The sequence below is a fragment of the Sphingomonas crocodyli genome (assembly GCF_004005865.1).
GTDB lineage: Bacteria > Pseudomonadota > Alphaproteobacteria > Sphingomonadales > Sphingomonadaceae > Rhizorhabdus > Rhizorhabdus crocodyli.
Genome location: NZ_SACN01000003.1, coordinates 53877 through 68142, shown reverse-complemented (window position 1 = coordinate 68142; position 14266 = coordinate 53877). Strand labels below are relative to the sequence as shown.

The following is a 14266-nucleotide window of genomic DNA, read 5'->3' as shown; positions in this document are numbered from 1 at the left end:
TCGCGATGTTCGGCCATTTAGCCTGGTGCGAGTTGATCAAAACAGGGATCGGCAATGTCGACGCGAGCTTTCCAAGAATGAGCTTTAAGTACAGGGTCTGGTTTCAAGTTCGGCATCCTGACCATGATGCCGAAGATATCATCGAGCAGCTTGGGCTTGCTGTCGCGCGTAGCTGGCAGGCGGGGCAGCCGCGGCTCACAGCACGTGGTGACAATATGCCGGGGCAATTCGAGCATAGCTTGTGCATCTTTGACGTAGGGTCTGGCGACGATGGACAGGTCGCATCGCGATTGCGGACCGTCATCAACCTTCTGCAGACCAAAGCCGACTTCATGCAAGGCCTCACCGACACCGGGGGCGCGTTGAGCTTTCATATCTCGTGGATGGTCGGTCCACGCGGCGCTGTGCTCAACAATCGCTTGCTGAATGACATGGCTGCGCTGGGGATCGACCTGGCTATCGACCCGGTCAACAATGACCAGGCAGGATATTAGCTCGCCTTGCCAGATTCCCACATGTGAGGGACAGGAGCCCCTCGATAGCCGGGACGAACGGGGATATCGAGATCATGCAACGAGGCTCGACAGACCCTCCCATGCATGTGGCCCCCATCTAGACATGACATATCCGCGCGGCATCGGCGGCGTAGCTATGCCTTCTGGCACGCTACGATTGCGGCAATCACGGAAAGTGTTTCGTGGGGATCGCGAACCTGCACGGTGTCGACGCCCAGCTGAAACGCGGGATAATCGTTCCCGCCCGGGAAGATGGCATCGCCAATGAACATCATCTTGCTAAGAGCGATGTTGCTGATCGCGCTTAGCTTTTGGAGGCCATAAGCCTTGTCGACGCCAGCTCGGGTGATATCGATCGAAGTCGCACCGCCCATATTGATCGAAAGCCCGGGGAGCCGCTGCTGAAGATCGGCCTGTATGATCCTTCGCTTCGCAAAATCGGGATCCCACTTCTCCTTGGCGGAAATGGGCGCCTCCTGACCGAGCGCGGAAAACGTGATCTGACTTCCGCGATCCTCGATACGCGCACCCCAGGTCTGCTCAGGAGTAAAGCCGGTCGCGTCGAGTGCTTCGTCGAAAGCCTTCAAGATCGACGCCTTCTGAGCATCATCGAACAGCTCGGCATAAATCGTGACCCAACGCCCCGCATCATGACGATACAGCTTGGTACCCGTGGTGGGCATCAACCACAGGCGATCCAGAGCAGCATCTTGAGGAAGCCGGCTCGCAATCTGCTTTTCAAACTGCGGCCAGTCACCGCCTGATATGATAGCGACATCCGCAACGCCCAACAGCTTTGCGAGCGCGGCGCCCATCGGCTCACCGAGCGGCTGCTTGCTCTCGGCCAGAGTGCCATCGAGATCAAAGGCGACGAGGTCTTTCATTCAGCACTCCAGGACAGGGGCTATCAGGCGGGCACGCAGAGGCTGGTCGCAAAGTGCGACCCTGCGCAAGGCAAAGTCATTCGGTGTCAGAAGGCGGTGACGTGTCGATCCGTTTGGACAACCCAAAGGCAATCTCGTCTTCGTTGAGACCGACAAGCTGATGCCCGACCTGACTCTCAAGCAGCCAAGGATGCGGCGTGAACACCGCCAGCAACTCGACGTCATCGACCGCGCAACCATTTTCATCAAAAGTGACGATCGCGTCACCGTCTCGGACATTCACCCAATAATGCGAAAAGGCGACCATACCGTCCCGACGATCGATCGTGCACCGCAAGTATCCGGCAATATCGAATATCTCAATCTTGCTACCTTGCTCGACCGCCATCCCAATCGGCATTTTGGACCCTCAACCAGCTGTGCAGTGGCTCATTCACCATGTGATCCAGATCGGCAATTGCATATCCCGCACTCGGGCAGATCGTTGTTCGCTGCAATCGATCTGGTCCAACGAGGGTACGCAAAGCATGCTGATGATGGCTGGCGAACGCCTAGTAGGATCCCTTCGCCATGAGAACACTGGGAACCGTCATGACGATGATCCTCAGATCGAGAAAGGTAGACTGGGAACGGCTATAGGCGACGTCAAAGGCAACGCGACGGCGATAGGTCGTATCGTTGCGACCACTAATCTGCCAAAGGCCCGTAATACCAGGCCGCACGCTGCAATAATGTTCGAAGTAGCGCCCGTAGCGCGCAGCCTCAGCATGCACGATCGGGCGAGGGCCCACGAGGCTCATTTCGCCGCGAAGCACATTGATCAGCTGCGGGAGTTCGTCAAAGCTGCTCTTACGGAGAAAGGAGCCGATCCCAACAATACGTGGATCGTTGCGCAACTTATGGTCCCGCATCCACTCTTCACGCGCTGACGGATCGTTTGCGAGAAGTTCTGCAAGCCGCTCTTCGGCGTTCGTCGCCATCGTCCTGAACTTCAGGCAACGGAAAATCTTGCCATGCCGGCCGATCCGGTTCTGCACGAAGAAAATCGGCCCCGGATCACTGACGAATACCGCTACCGCCACGATCAGCATGAGCGGGAGAAGGAACAGCAACGCGACGGTCGCCAACATAATATCAATCGCCCGCATGGCGACCCGATCCATCCCGCTACGCACCCTATTTCGCCGAACGCTTACTGCATATCGGGGATCAAACGCCTGGAAGCTGAACTCACTGTTCATAGCAGCCCCATTCCCTCTCTGTTGCAGCGCAAAATTAGCGCAAAGTCGAATGGAGGGGGAGTCCTTTATGCGACGTTAACCAAGGTTTTTCCGCTGGTCGACGTTTAATCGTCCCATCCCGACACAAGAACGGACCGTCGCTTGGCAACATTCGACTCGCGAAAGGCAAAACGTGCCTAGTATTGGCGCGATTACATCGCTGTAAATCCTGCCTGTGCCGACAAGTCGCTCGCCGAGTCGGAAAGGCATGGTTAGACGGTTTAGCCCGAGTCAAAGTTGCCAGCATGACTGCACTACATCCCGAAACTGGGACGCGATTTATGGCGCAGTCGAGCGATTTTTCGCTGCACCGCAGAGCAGCGAGGTGGCGGGCGACGCCTGCGTATCTGGCATGTCGATTAGCTCGAGCAAATAATGACGACATACTGCCCCCATGAAAATCCAGCGTTAAATTGCTAGCCGCCAATCATGACAGACTTTGTTTCCAGGCTCGCAGGCGGCCACGGGGCTTCCCAACCCGTGCACGCACCGCCGCCGCAATACGGCCGGCCCGCAATTTTGTTCCGTTACCGCAACGCAATATTTGCTATCGCTCAACGAGAGGCAGTGCTGCGAGAACGCGATGTTGTCGCGCCAGCGCCGAGCCGCAGCCGCTGCGCCTATAGCGAGCATCCGACGCAAACCACTCAGGCGCTCTAAGGCTGTGCTGGCGACGTTCTGAAGACCGCTCGATGGTGCCGACGACACTTAGCTCAAAGCGACATGGCGAGTAGAGCGTTCTGGCAACCGCCAGCCACCGCCCCTAATTCATGAAGATCTGGTAAAAAGATCGACCGAATCACGGTGACACGTAAGGCAGAATGCTCTAGCGCAGCATGTGTGTGAGATAGAGCGCACCCTTTTTCATCGGCCAGGGATATGGCGATTAATCGTCTGTTCACGCACTAGTCCCTGGACCGTTCGCGCCATATCTCCGACAGGACGGTAACGTTCGTCCCCAAAAAGGCTAGATTGGCGGAGTTCCGAAACGTGCTAAGTCTGAAGCGATGCCTTATGGCCATCGGGGTTGCAGGTTCGCTCACGTTCTCCGTTGGCGCTCACGGGGCAACTTTTCCGGCGGCAGATCTCCACCTGTCTGCGGGTGCGAATGGCGACCTATCGGGATTTTTTGGCAACAGCGGTCTCAGCGCGGGCGATTTTACCGACACCTACACGTTCGTCCTTGATTTCCCAGGCATTGGGAATGCTAGCGTCATCACAACTACGACCCTGGCTCAAGGCCCAACCGACCTCGATATCCTTTCGCTTCGGTTTAACGACATAGTGGCAACGCCAGTAGCGGTGGGCACGAATGAATATGCCTTCACGCAAGGCGTGCAGATCGTTCCTGGCGCCACGAACCGCATCGTTATTCAGGGCATGTCGCGTGGCAACGGTTCCTACGCAGGGACTTTGACCGTCCGATCGAGTGCGGCACCTGAGCCGACCACCTGGGCGATGATGCTGATCGGTTTTGGAGCTGTCGGCCTGCTCGTAAGGCGATCGCAACAGCGTAACGCTCTTAGTTGCGGTTGAGTAGGCCTTTCTCTGCCCCCGATTGTGCTTCAGGCGCATAGCGGCAAGGGCAAAGCGCCTCCGGGCGGAGGCATATACGGTTGGAAGTGTGGCGAGCACGGGCCGTGGGCGCGCTGATTGCCTGACAGGCACGAACATTCGAACGATCAGCCTGTCCGCGACCTCCAAAAAGGCCAGTGTGGCCTGGTTGGATAAGCTTTGGCTTGATCCACCCACGCTTCGTCGCGCCTATGGCAAAAAACCGCTATTAACCATGTCGCACTCTTTGTTAATAGACTGTAACTGCAGAGGCCATGGGGAGCTGATGCGGGGTATTGGGGGTCACATGGACGTTCGGTTTCGCGGTTGCGTTGTTGCACTTTGATGCAACATCACCTGCTGCCACAATGACTTAAACGCAGTTGACGGGTCGGACGGTCCGTCAAGATGCGCTGCGCGAAGTGAAGGAAACGTTGTTTTCCGCTGTGGGGGGTTTCGATGTCGGTCCACTGGGTAAGTGGCAGCTTTGCTGTCGATATAGGTCTGAGGTCTTGCGACCTGAGCGTCCCGCTTCGTCCAGCTACGACACAGGGCTCGTGTGCAACCGGTTTCAAGACGGTCACGGTTCGCCTTGCGGAAACGGACGACCAGCGCAATTCGGCGCGGATGTTGGTCAACCGGCGTTATGCCTGGCGCGGTTATGGCGATCAGCATCAGATCCCCGCACAATCCTCGCATATGACCTTCACAGCGTCGAGCGACGACGGGGTTTTCGGCACGATCACCCTGGGTGTGGATTCGCCGGCCGGCTTGGCTGCGGACGATATCTTCAAGGGTGAGATTGACAACTTCCGCAACGTACCGGGCGCCAGGGTCTGCGAGCTCACCAAGCTCGCTTTTGACGCCGATATGCCGTCAAAGCCGATGCTCGCCGCGTTGTTCCACATCGTATTCATCTACGGCTATAATGAGCATCGCTGCACCGACCTTTTCATAGAGGTTAATCCACGCCACCGCCGCTTTTATCAGGCCATGCTTGGTTTCAAGCCGGTAGGCGAGGTCAAGACTAACCAGTCGGTCGGCGCTCCTGCGGTTCTGATGTGGCTCAAGGTCGACGATATTCGCAAAGCCATCGACGCCCATGCCGGACACCGCCAGGAAAACAGCCGATCGCTCTATCCTTTCTTCTTCTCCGAAAAAGAGGAGCAGCGGATTTTCACCCGCCCCGCATTGGCAACAATGGATCGGGTAGCAGCTTAGTCGCCTTTTACGATGAAACCTTTCTGCCCCCAAATCACAATAGGCGAGACAGCGCGAGGGTTGAGCCGGCAGCGACCCACGTTGCGCACCTAACTTCCACGACATGACCGGCATGTGGCCTGCCGCCCTGGTTTGCCCACAAGGCATATTCAAGATATCGCGGCGGGCGAAACACTGCATCGAAAACTGGATCAATCCGGCGCGAGGACCAACCCGCCCGGCTATCGGCAACAAATTGGGCCTGCCCCACAAAACTTCTGATCGCACCGCCCTTCGCTCGCGTCATGTGATCGCAATCCGATGACAAAAGGTCGCCATTCCTTCTATGCTGGTCTGACATACAGCGCGTCGGATCAAGGAGCCTCCACAACTCATGAGCTGGGTCCTTCCTCGGATATTCGCGGCCATTGCCGCCACCGCCTCAACTGGGGTCTTTGCCGCCGGCGCGATGTCGGTCCGTCAGTTCACGGATAGCATCGGCGTTAACACGCATTTCAACTATTCGGACGGTGGCTATGCGAATTGGCGGCAAGTCATCGGAGCGGTCAGGTATCTCGGCATTGATCACGTCCGTGACGCTGCGCCAAGGCCCGGTGGTGAGGGGCAGCAGGGTCTTGCTGAGGCAGCGAAGTCCGGCCTCAAGTTCATGTTCATCGTTTCTGGCGGTGCAGCACCCGAAGATCGGGTTACCAATCTGATGGCGTTCCGAGCCCGCTATCCCCGGTCAGTTGCGGGAATCGAGGGGCCGAACGAGGTGAATAATTCTCCAGTCACGTTCGCTGGAATACGTGACATCAAGGGCAAGGAATATCCGGCGACGATCGCCTATATGTCCGCGCTGCGACGAACCTTAAGGGGGTCGCCACTCGCTGATCTGCCACTGCTGGCACCTTCATCGATCGGCCCGACGAAGATTGTGGAGCCGAGCGATGTCGACGCAGGCAACATCCATGCTTATCCCCAATCCGATGAGAGCCTAGCCTCGAAGGTGGCCGGAATGGTCGAGCGCCAATCTCATATGGTCGGTGGTGGCAAGCCGATATACTTCACGGAAATGGGGTATAATGATCTCAGAGCGGACCCTACAAAGCGCACCCAACAGACCTTGAAATGGCTCACTACAAATGCCGCTATAGGGGTCAGGCGATCCTATATTTACGAGCTCCTGGATGCCTATCCTGACCCTTCCGGAAAGAGCTACGAAAAGCATTGGGGCCTTTTCGATCGTCAGTTCGTACCCAAGCCGGTTGCGCGGGCCCTCCATAACCTGATTTGGATCCTGGGTGATGACCGGGGTGCCCAGCGCCCGATCGGATCTTACGTGACCGCCGCCCCTTCCGGTGCCGAGATCCTTCAACTGAATCGCTCGGACGGACACATCTTCGTGCTGCTGTGGCAGAATAGCGATGCTGCAGTCGGTTCGATCCCACTCAAGTTGAACCGACCGGCGAACTACAGGTTTTACAATCCGCGTCTTGACCTTGGCCCGTTGAAAACGGGTAAGGGGGACGCGATCGACGTTGAGACTGGAGACGATCTCGTCGTTATCGAATTATGGGGTTGAGAAAGCTCGAGCCCGGCGACGACAAGGCTCACCCCTATGTCAGCCTCCAAGGGACGAGGCATTAATGACCAGAATGCTGCGTAGAAGGAGCTGGCACGGTCCGAAGATTAAACAGACATTCTAGTGTTTGCTACAGCATGCGACCGCCTTGATCGCGGATGCATCGAGGGTACGGGCCGCCATCAAACGGACGGCCCGTGCTCGGCCCGTCCAGACTTAAAGCGCGCCTCCTCGTCGAAGTAGTAGCCGCCCGGCACGCCCTCTTTGCTCAAGACAAATTGCCACACCTGGATGAAGCGACCACGGAACCCTGCCGCAGACGACAGCAGGTAATAGGACCACATCCGCTTGAAGCGCTCGTCATAGTCGCCTTCCAGCTCGGGCCAGGCAGCCATGAAGTTGTCATACCACGCCATCAATGTTGGGTCATAGTTCACACCAATGTTCTGAAGATGCTCGACCGTGAGGCGGTTCTCCATTGGTGACGTAATCTGTGCGAGCGAAGGCACGTGTGCGCCCGGGAATATGTACTTGTCCAGCCACGGATTGAAGAATTTCGAATCGTTGAAGCCGATGGTATGCAAAAGCATCAGGCCATCATCGGCCAGAGCTTCGGTCATCTTCTTCATGAAGATATCGTAATATTGCAATCCTACATGCTCAAACATGCCGATCGAGACGATACGATCATATTGTTCGCTGAGATTACGGTAATCCATATATTCCAGCGACACCGGCAGGCCGGCACAACGCTTGTTTCCAAGGTCGATCTGCTCCTTGGATACGCTGATACCAGTTACGCGGACGCCATATCGCTCTGCGGCAAACTTCGCGAAACTGCCCCAGCCGCAACCGACATCGAGAACATGCATGCCCGGCTCGAGCTTCAATTTGCGGCAGACCAGATCGAGCTTGGCCTCCTGGGCCGCCTCGAGTGTGGTCGCATGTTTCCAGTAGGCGCAGGTATAAACCATACGCGGATCCAGCATCTTTTCGTAGAGCTTATTACCAATATCATAGTGCTTGGCGCCGATATTGTAGGCGCGCTTGTCAGACCCAGCCGGGAGGAGCTTTGCTCGCATCGCGGTCGCAAGAAAACGAGCGCTCTTGAGTTGCCGGCTGACCTTATGCCGCGAAGCAAACAGCTTGACGAACATGACGTCGAGTGCGTCGCAATCCCACCAACCATCAACATAGGCTTCGCCGAGACCAAGCCGTCCGTCTTTCAGAAAGCGGGCAAAAAATGCCTCATTGTTGACGCGAATGTCGTGCGGCCGCGATCCACCGACAATGATATCGGCGCTCGCGAGAATACCCGTTACCTCGTCGCGATAGCTGCTCATTGATGATCCTTTCTCACCAAGATTCTTAGAATGCTGTCATCTACGGAATACCCAACGCAGGATCGTGCAAACGGCACCATTTCCGCCACCACCTGCCGTTATGATCTTTTAGATCACGCCGGGTCCGCCCTCACGATACGAAGTGCGTCTCGATACGAGAAGCGTTCCAAAACTCCCGGATGGTTGTTTCGTGTCCGGCATAGAAAGCATCTGGTTAACAAATAATGTAGTTAATGTTCGACTGCTCGCCGAGCTTCAATTTTTTTGGAGCTAAGGAGGGCAGGCGGGTTGGCTTCCGCCATTGGCAAGCCTGGACAGGCTTCACTGCAACGGCTCTGACTGAAACAGGCGAAGAGCGTTTGTGATCGGGAAAGGTGGAACCGATCCTTCGCAGCGTATCCGCTTCAGACCGGCTCACTATCAAAGCGCAGCTTATCAGCCGCGAGAAGCGTCAGGTGATACAAGCGGGTTGAGGGCCGACGTTGTCGTACTCCGAGAAACCCCTGGTTCGCCGCACAAGGCAGTGCGAGCTTGCCCTCAACACTAACAACGAATTGGATCAGGCTTCTTTTGTGGCGAGATCTTGGGCTGGCAGAACACCGAAGAATGGATCGTTGGCCCCATGTTCCCGCCGGGTACCGGACAAAACGAACCGGAGATAGTCGCGATGACCTGAGAATACGCGGTCGCTTCGAACCAGGCCCTCGGCTTCAAAGATCCGATGCACCTCCGGAAGCGCACCAAATGACACACCGGGAAAATAGTGATGGTAGGCGTGCATCGTGAAATTGAGGTTCGGCAGAAGCAGCGCACCGAGCCTCGACTTCAAAATGATGGGTGACGTCTCTTCGACATTGGCGCCTTCATCACCATAATAATGCTCGCAGATCGCCCCCCACCGCACGATCATAGGGAGGACCGTCAGGAGCGGCAGGACCCACAAAGTGAGAAAATAGAACCAGCCGCCGCACAGCGTCAGAAGGGTCGCGATTGCGACAAAATATGCCGGCCTCACCCACTTCGGCAGCGGGAATTTGCGCTTGAAGGGCTTGGCCTTCTCCCGCGTAGGCTTCTTCGTGAGGGCGAACTTGATGAAGCTGAGCCCGATCAGATCCTGCAGAAACAAGCCCGCAAGCTTGCGGCCAGACATAGGGAACTCCCAGTCCGGTCCGCTCTTGCGCAGAAAATCGGGATCCTCCGAAGTAAAGTAGTTGCGATGGTGGCTGAGGTGGATCGACGCATAATCCTCCACCGTCACCGCGAGCAGCGGATAAGCGCCGAAAACATTCACGATCAAATCGCCAAGCCGCGAGTTGAGACCAAGATAATGCGTCTGCTCATGGATGAGCAAGGCGAGAAGGTTCTGCCTTGTGGCAACGATGCAGATCGCGAAGATATAGGCGAACGGGTGATCGAAATATATCGCCGTAGCAATCGCGGTCGCGACCACGGCCCAGGTGCCCGCTAAGGTTCTCAAGAACCTAGCCGGACGAGGTCCAGACAGACTTTTGATTTTCGCCTTTCCAGCGGGGGACAGTCGTGAAACCAGATCCATCATTCACCTATTCGAGAAGCAGCCATTTCATGCCGACGCTCGTGTCGTCCCAGGCATGGGTTCGACCCCGGCCTCGACCAAATAGGAGATGCACATGAAAAGATAGTTAACGCCGTCGCAACGCTGTCCGCGAGGTGTCCGGCTGTCAAGCCCGTTGGCATTCGGTCGGCAAGCGATTTGGCCTAGTACGGCGCAGCGCGGGACCTGCGACGACCGTCAAAGTCCGATGGACGGCCCGCCCGACATTCGATAGGTCTTCGTGGGAGGGCTGTTTTGCAACGTCATCGGCGAAGTTCCGACTTCCTGCGGGCGATATAAGACTGGTCCCGAGTACGTCTCGCGGGCCTGCTAATTCACTATGGCTTTGGTCATTCGAGTAACGCTGAGGATGATAATATGTGGCGCTATGCTGTAGTTGCGGTTGCTTCGTTGTCGCTGGCGGGATGTGAAGATAAGCCGGATGGGCAGGTGATCGCCACGGTCAACGGCGAAGAGATCACTCGTCCTGAGCTCAACGCGATCCTGTCGACGGTAACGCCGGATGAAAAGCAGGACGCGAAAACTCTCCAGAACCTCGTTCTCGACGACATGATCCAGAAGCGGCTCTTGGCTCAGGCAGCCAAGGAAGAAGGACTCGATCGCTCCCAGGACTACCTCCTGCGATCACGCGCAGCTAACCAGGCCCTGCTCATCGATGCCTATGGAAAAAAACTGCTTTCCGGGGTGAGCAAGCCTTATGACGCCGATGTTGAAGCTTACATGCGAGCCAATCCCTGGCGGTTTTCCCAGCGTATTGTCTACCGTATGGACCAGATCCGTATAGGCTTGGGTGACTTCCGGCCAGAGCTGGTGGATGGCGCCGCACGGTTGGACGACGTCGCATCGCGCCTAGAAAGCCAAGGTATAGCATTCCAGCGCGGGGGCATAACGGCAGATTCGGCGACATTCACCAAAAGCGATTTTGACAAAATCAACGCACTTCAGCCCGGAGAAGTATTCAAGGTCCCGCAAGCTGGGATGATGCTGGTTAGCGCCGTCGTGCAAAGGCAGCCTTCGCCGCTGGAGGGCGAAAAGGCCTTGCAGGTCGCGCGAAATCTTCTGCAGACTGAGGCCGGACGGGACACGCTGAAGAATCGGGTTGCTGCCTTAAAAAAGAGTGCCAATATAGAATATCAGCCCGGTTTCGCGGCCCCCAAGACTTCCCGATAGTTTTGGCGGTTCGAGTAAAGCCGTTTCAACTCGCAAATTTGAGCCTGGACTTGAGCTTAATCAGGTCTAGGCTTTTATTTTCCTGAGAGAGCTGACGAGCGTCTCCTCGACAGCCCTCGATGCTCTCGCCGCTAGGCTGCCTATGCCTCAAAATCCAGGCAGAACGGTGGCAGATTTCGCGCCGCAACCCAGCAGGCTATGGTGATCGATCGGGCCGAAAAGCCCTGGCGGGTATCGCTGCAGTTCGATGAAGTGGGCATTATTTGCTTTCTAAACGCAAAATTGCGCGAATTTTACACGATCGAGACGGATCGATCCTGCCGCGATGCAACCAAACATCAGGTCGCTAGTTTGAGGCGTTGCAACCGCCATATCCGTCGCCGTTATTGGACGAAATTGTCAGTAAAAAATCTGCTCAGCACTATACTTAGTATTAAGATTTCGCTAACGACTCGATTGCGTCTCATTACGCGTGATTCGCCGGTTGCAGCCGGGCAATGGTTTGGGAGGTTGAGTATGGCTTTGAAGCATAAGATTCTGGGAGCGATGGGAGCGGTTGCTCTTTCCGTCGCATTCTCGGGCGCGGCGCATGCCGACACCACCTACAATGTGAACGACGCCAGCGGCGTGTTCACCGCCACGTCGGATGCAAACGGCGTTATCTCGGCCTCGTTCGACCTTAATGGTCTGCCGGCCGGCACGTTCACCGACACGTTTCAGTTCCGCGTTCCGGTGAACGGTACGGGTACGGGTTCGCTGAACACCAGCGGTCGGTTGAACTCCGCTAACGACCTCGACTTCATCAGCGTCTTCGTAAATGGTGTCGAAGCCACTTACACGCGGCTGCAGAACGGTGCGGTCGAGTTTGCTTCGATCACGGATCTCCCGGTTCTGGCCGATCCGTTCATCAACCAGATTGTGGTGACTTACACCTCGCGCGGTAACGGCGCGTTCTCCGGCGTGGCGACCTTTACGCCGAACGCGGTGCCTGAAGCCGGCACGTGGGCGATGATGATCATGGGCCTCGGCGCGATCGGCGGCGTCGCTCGTCGTCGTCAGCGGAACTCGGCGTCGCTCGCGACCGCCTAATTCTGCTTCTCAGCAAAAAATTGCCACTGGTGAGATGTCTCGCCAGTGGCTTTTTTTTATGCCGTGCATTCTCTCATGATCCGGCAGTCGTTTCTCATCGATCCCTGGTGATGGAAGGTCGATTTCTGATCATTGGTAGAGCCGTAACAAATCGTTGAGGCTTCCTGGGTTAGCGTTGCGCGCCGACATGGCGTGGCGAGGAAACTATTTCCAAACCACGCATGACAAGCTGCGGACGAACCTAGGCTGCAACCGGCGCTCCGCAGCTTGTCATGCACCACCGTGCCAACTCGGAGCCTTATCCTTTGCCCGCCTTCCAATGTGCTGCTAACCTGCCTGGGTGGCAGCGACAGACTTACGCGGGCACGAATTGATTTTCCACATGCCGGGGTATTATGGAAACCGTCTATGACTGGGGCACTGTCGCCATCTTCGCAGGCCTTGTCGTTCTTTTCATGCAAAGGTCGAGCTCGCCCGATCCGTCGGACTCTCTCTGGCAATATCTGATCGCGAGCGTCGGCTGCGCAACGGCAAACTGGCTCGGCAACCGCGCGTTGAAGCTGGGCGATGCCACCAGCCATCTGTTGGCGATCGCAGTCCTGATGGGAACGTTGTTTTTCATTTACCGCGTCCTCAAACCATTCGATAATTTCAAGAAGTAGGGGGACTGCCGGCATCGCTCGCGCGATCCAACCTGCAGCGCTTGCAGGCTGCTGTGATGGCAAGAGCATAGCGTTGACCCGAGTATGATCCTGCGCTGTGGTGGCGCGAGATCCTTCGCCCGGGAAAGGTAATAGGATAATATGCTGAGTCGGGGGTTTGCATCAGTGAAGCAGTTGCGGTGGATCCTGGCTTGCGCGGTCATCAGTTTGCCGACCGAAAGCGCGCTTGCCCAACTCCAGGGCGCACCGGTCGAAGGGCAGGGCGTGGTCGCCGGCGGCTTCCGATTGATACCCACTCTGACCTTCGGAACGACCTTCGACGACAATGTCCTCCTGAGAGACCGCCGCGGCTCGGATGTGGTGGGAACGGTAGCGCCCAGGGTCAAGGCGACATCAACCTGGTCGAGCAATCAGCTCACGGTCGACGCCTCGTCACAACATCGCCGCTATGCCAAGCGCAGCAGCCAGAATAACGACGCCTATCGCGTCAAGGCGAACGGGAGGCTCGATATAACGCGCACATTTCCCGTTAGCGGCGCGTTTAGCTATGGCCGCGAAGTCGAGGAGCGTGGCAGCCTCGGCGACGATCCCGACTTCGACCGTTACGTCAAATATCAGCTCATGACGGGTTCGCTATCCGCGAGCAAGCAACTCAATCGCTTCATCGTTTCAGCCAATATCGGCCGTTCGCGCTATCGATATAGCGACGCGCGGGAGCGCGGAATGATCGTCGACCAGTCCTTCCGCGATCGAACGATCGACACGTTTGGAGGGCGTCTTGCCTATCAGGTAGGACCTACGACAAATGTGTTCGTGTCGGGCTCCTATAACGAGGTCGATTATGCCCGCCCCAATCTTGGTCGGGATCGTTCATCAAAAGGCGCCACCGCTATGGGTGGCGTCGGCTTTGAACTGACACGTCTTCTCCATGGCGAAGTTTCGCTCGGATATATTCGGCAGGAATTTGACGACCCGCAGTTCACCGATTTTGCCGGACTGAATTATAATGCGACCATAAGTTACGAGCCGACTGCGCTCACGAGCTTTTCGTTCGGGGCTCGTCGGTCTCTCACGGACAGTGCGCAGCGCGACGTGCCGGGTGTCATGGTCAGCACATTCAGTCTGAACATGAACCATGAACTATTGCGGACGCTGATCCTGACAGGAAATGTTCAGCTTGAAAGGCGCAACTTTCGCGGCATCGACCGCTCTGAGTCGTATTGGTTGTATGGGATAAGCGCGCGGCGCATCGTTAATCGCTTTCTCTCGGTAGCACTCACATACAACCGGCAGGAGCGCTCATCGTCAGGTGTCATAATCGGACCCAATTTTCGCAACAACCGCGTGTCATTAAGTATGATCATTACGAAATAGCCAATTGCTGCGTTGC

13 protein-coding genes are annotated in these 14266 nt (G+C 56.6%); 8 read left to right on the top strand and 5 right to left on the bottom strand.

Going from position 1 to position 14266, the window contains the following annotated elements; genetic code table 11:
* Positions 1 to 5: 5 nt before the first annotated feature.
* Positions 6 to 494: a hypothetical protein gene (locus EOD43_RS17885; RefSeq protein ID WP_127745421.1), complete on the top strand. Its 489-nt coding sequence runs from the start codon at positions 6 to 8 to the stop codon at positions 492 to 494.
* Between the two features lie 155 nt (positions 495 to 649).
* Here the strand turns inward: EOD43_RS17885 and EOD43_RS17880 are convergent, their stop codons facing one another.
* The 3 genes from EOD43_RS17880 to EOD43_RS17870 all read right to left on the bottom strand — a co-directional run bounded on the left by EOD43_RS17880 (position 650) and on the right by EOD43_RS17870 (position 2640).
* A complete protein-coding gene (locus EOD43_RS17880) occupies positions 650 to 1399 on the bottom strand; it encodes an HAD-IIB family hydrolase (RefSeq protein ID WP_127745420.1) in 750 nt (249 codons plus the stop codon).
* A 76-nt stretch (positions 1400 to 1475) separates the two neighbouring features.
* Positions 1476 to 1799 (bottom strand): hypothetical protein, encoded by a 324-nt coding sequence (locus EOD43_RS17875; RefSeq protein WP_127745419.1) that lies wholly within the window; start codon positions 1797 to 1799, stop codon positions 1476 to 1478.
* A gap of 151 nt (positions 1800 to 1950) precedes the next feature.
* Positions 1951 to 2640, bottom strand: a complete 690-nt coding sequence (locus EOD43_RS17870) for a sugar transferase (RefSeq protein ID WP_240653328.1) — start codon at positions 2638 to 2640, stop codon at positions 1951 to 1953.
* Positions 2641 to 3693: 1053 nt separating this feature from the next.
* Between EOD43_RS17870 and EOD43_RS17865 the strand changes: the two genes are divergently transcribed.
* The 3 genes from EOD43_RS17865 to EOD43_RS17855 all read left to right on the top strand — a co-directional run bounded on the left by EOD43_RS17865 (position 3694) and on the right by EOD43_RS17855 (position 7018).
* Positions 3694 to 4215, top strand: a complete 522-nt coding sequence (locus EOD43_RS17865; protein ID WP_127745418.1) for an FxDxF family PEP-CTERM protein — start codon at positions 3694 to 3696, stop codon at positions 4213 to 4215.
* A 477-nt stretch (positions 4216 to 4692) separates the two neighbouring features.
* The gene (locus EOD43_RS17860; RefSeq protein WP_206363591.1) at positions 4693 to 5454 is read left to right on the top strand and encodes an N-acyl amino acid synthase FeeM domain-containing protein; all 762 of its coding nucleotides are present in this window, start codon (positions 4693 to 4695) and stop codon (positions 5452 to 5454) included.
* Between the two features lie 373 nt (positions 5455 to 5827).
* Positions 5828 to 7018 carry a hypothetical protein gene (locus tag EOD43_RS17855; protein ID WP_127745416.1) on the top strand — a complete coding sequence of 397 codons (1191 nt, stop codon included), beginning with the start codon at positions 5828 to 5830 and terminating at the stop codon, positions 7016 to 7018.
* Positions 7019 to 7200: 182 nt separating this feature from the next.
* Here the strand turns inward: EOD43_RS17855 and cfa are convergent, their stop codons facing one another.
* Entirely contained in the window at positions 7201 to 8361 is a 1161-nt protein-coding gene (gene cfa, locus EOD43_RS17850; protein WP_127745415.1) for a cyclopropane fatty acyl phospholipid synthase, read from the bottom strand.
* 559 nt (positions 8362 to 8920) lie between these two features.
* The gene (locus tag EOD43_RS17845; protein ID WP_127745414.1) at positions 8921 to 9919 is read right to left on the bottom strand and encodes a fatty acid desaturase family protein; all 999 of its coding nucleotides are present in this window, start codon (positions 9917 to 9919) and stop codon (positions 8921 to 8923) included.
* A gap of 393 nt (positions 9920 to 10312) precedes the next feature.
* On the opposite strand from EOD43_RS17845, the gene EOD43_RS17840 reads away from it, so the two are divergent.
* The 4 genes from EOD43_RS17840 (at position 10313) to EOD43_RS17825 (ending at position 14250) form a co-directional block, all read left to right on the top strand.
* Positions 10313 to 11125: a SurA N-terminal domain-containing protein gene (locus tag EOD43_RS17840; RefSeq protein WP_127745413.1), complete on the top strand. Its 813-nt coding sequence runs from the start codon at positions 10313 to 10315 to the stop codon at positions 11123 to 11125.
* A gap of 198 nt (positions 11126 to 11323) precedes the next feature.
* On the top strand, positions 11324 to 12214 hold the full coding sequence (locus EOD43_RS17835; protein WP_127745412.1) for an FxDxF family PEP-CTERM protein: 891 nt from the start codon (positions 11324 to 11326) through the stop codon (positions 12212 to 12214).
* A 395-nt stretch (positions 12215 to 12609) separates the two neighbouring features.
* Positions 12610 to 12876, top strand: coding sequence for an XrtV sorting system accessory protein (locus EOD43_RS17830; protein WP_127745411.1), 267 nt, complete (start codon positions 12610 to 12612; stop codon positions 12874 to 12876).
* A gap of 165 nt (positions 12877 to 13041) precedes the next feature.
* On the top strand, positions 13042 to 14250 hold the full coding sequence (locus tag EOD43_RS17825) for an outer membrane beta-barrel protein (RefSeq protein WP_164857313.1): 1209 nt from the start codon (positions 13042 to 13044) through the stop codon (positions 14248 to 14250).
* Positions 14251 to 14266 lie beyond the last annotated feature (16 nt).

Excerpts from the sequence above, each read along its gene's own strand:
- EOD43_RS17885 (WP_127745421.1), top strand. The coding sequence starts at position 6 with ATGTTCGGCCATTTAGCCTGGTGCGAGTTGATCAAAACAGGGATCGGC.
- EOD43_RS17880 (WP_127745420.1), bottom strand. The coding sequence starts at position 1,399 with ATGAAAGACCTCGTCGCCTTTGATCTCGATGGCACTCTGGCCGAGAGC.
- EOD43_RS17875 (WP_127745419.1), bottom strand. The coding sequence starts at position 1,799 with ATGCCGATTGGGATGGCGGTCGAGCAAGGTAGCAAGATTGAGATATTC.
- EOD43_RS17870 (WP_240653328.1), bottom strand. The coding sequence starts at position 2,640 with ATGAACAGTGAGTTCAGCTTCCAGGCGTTTGATCCCCGATATGCAGTA.
- EOD43_RS17865 (WP_127745418.1), top strand. The coding sequence starts at position 3,694 with ATGGCCATCGGGGTTGCAGGTTCGCTCACGTTCTCCGTTGGCGCTCAC.
- EOD43_RS17860 (WP_206363591.1), top strand. The coding sequence starts at position 4,693 with ATGTCGGTCCACTGGGTAAGTGGCAGCTTTGCTGTCGATATAGGTCTG.
- EOD43_RS17855 (WP_127745416.1), top strand. The coding sequence starts at position 5,828 with ATGAGCTGGGTCCTTCCTCGGATATTCGCGGCCATTGCCGCCACCGCC.
- cfa (WP_127745415.1), bottom strand. The coding sequence starts at position 8,361 with ATGAGCAGCTATCGCGACGAGGTAACGGGTATTCTCGCGAGCGCCGAT.
- EOD43_RS17845 (WP_127745414.1), bottom strand. The coding sequence starts at position 9,919 with ATGATGGATCTGGTTTCACGACTGTCCCCCGCTGGAAAGGCGAAAATC.
- EOD43_RS17840 (WP_127745413.1), top strand. The coding sequence starts at position 10,313 with ATGTGGCGCTATGCTGTAGTTGCGGTTGCTTCGTTGTCGCTGGCGGGA.
- EOD43_RS17835 (WP_127745412.1), top strand. The coding sequence starts at position 11,324 with ATGGTGATCGATCGGGCCGAAAAGCCCTGGCGGGTATCGCTGCAGTTC.
- EOD43_RS17830 (WP_127745411.1), top strand. The coding sequence starts at position 12,610 with ATGGAAACCGTCTATGACTGGGGCACTGTCGCCATCTTCGCAGGCCTT.